The organism is Microtetraspora sp. NBRC 16547, from assembly GCF_030268965.1.
Taxonomy (GTDB): Bacteria; Actinomycetota; Actinomycetes; order Streptosporangiales; family Streptosporangiaceae; genus Microtetraspora.
Genome location: NZ_BSSE01000076.1, coordinates 1 through 1,338 on the forward strand (window position 1 = coordinate 1; position 1,338 = coordinate 1,338).

General features: G+C 59.0%; 1 protein-coding gene. It reads right to left on the minus strand.

Annotation, left to right across the window (positions count from 1 at the left end):
- Positions 1-272 precede the first annotated feature (272 nt).
- Positions 273-629 (minus strand): DUF3592 domain-containing protein, encoded by a 357-nt coding sequence (locus QSK17_RS35665; RefSeq protein WP_502889354.1) that lies wholly within the window; start codon positions 627-629, stop codon positions 273-275.
- Positions 630-1,338 lie beyond the last annotated feature (709 nt).

Below are 1,338 nucleotides of genomic sequence, written 5' to 3' on the forward strand. Positions count from 1 at the left end.
GGCCTGACCTTGTATGAGGTTCTCGGCGAACTCCAGGCTTTACTCGCCACCTGGACCGGCGTTTGCCACGTATGCCACCAAATGTACACACCCCATAACACTTCGTAACATAACAAAGTACTACTAGATGAAGGGTTTGAGTGAAAGCGATTGGCGCGATCAGCGGCATGACCTGCCGCCTCAACCATGGGCACGCGCCCCACGGCAGAGAGCGGCCCACGAACTAGCGTGATCTTCTCATCAGATGGACAGAGAGGTCATGCCTGAGACGCTTACGACGCCCAGTAGCGAATGCCTGTCCATGCTGCCACGATCATCGCAACGATCGAGAGGGGGATAAGTAGGTAATAGTGGGAGATGCTCGTAACCGCCGCGCTAATGACGCGCTCAGGATGGTTCGGGTCATAGACGATGTCCAAGGAGTCGCCGGCATGGATCCCTGAGGCATCGATCGAATCCGACACGTCGGTCGTGACGTGCTCTCCGGCGGAGGTGGAGAACTTCACAACAACGAGATCCCCCCCTCGGAAATCCCGTGCTTCGACGACCGTTGCCTCGGCCCGAACCCCTCGCGCCAGGATCGTTCTGGTCTGGTTCATCGTCAGGACTTCGGAAATAGTGAGCGCCAAGAGAGCGAGTGAAAATAGGCCAGTCGCCACGGCTGGGCGCCACCTGCTCCTTCGCTCAGCGATCGGTTTCTTCGACGGTCTCGCGGTAGTGACCTGGTGGTGGCGTCGCTTCTGTAAGCGACGCCGTCGTTGACGCTGCTTCACAGTCCTCCTGCCGTTTTACCACCAACGTCCCGCGATCACTCTAAGTTCCTCCTATACAGGTGCTCCTAGATAACTGCCATGCCTGCGACTTGTGAGGCACAACGAGATTCCTGAAGACGGCGACTGGCCGATTCTCACCGTGTACTTCGACTCGCGTGACCGACCGCGCCTGGCCTCGAGCTCAGCCTTGATCGCCGTGTCATTAGCGTGCCATTAGCCAGGGCGACGAGAGGGCAGCCACGGTCACTCATGACTCGCCCGAAGCCCAGGTCAGAACCCCTGCAAGCCGTGATTCATGCAATTCCCAAGCTGACAGCGCGGGTTCGATTCCCGTCACCCGCTCCAAGCCCAAAGGCCCAGGTCAGGGACACATTCCCGACCCGGGCCTTAGTTGTTTCCGAAGCTCTTTGATCTTCTCGGGCCATTAGCGGGCCATTAGCCCAGATCTTTCACGATCATGATCAAGCCTTCCTGGGGTCGTGTTGATCAGGGTGCTGGGTGCAGAGTTCCGGGTTCGGGCATGCAGAAGGCCCGGTGGTCGCCGGGTTAGGCCCTCGGTCTCCCC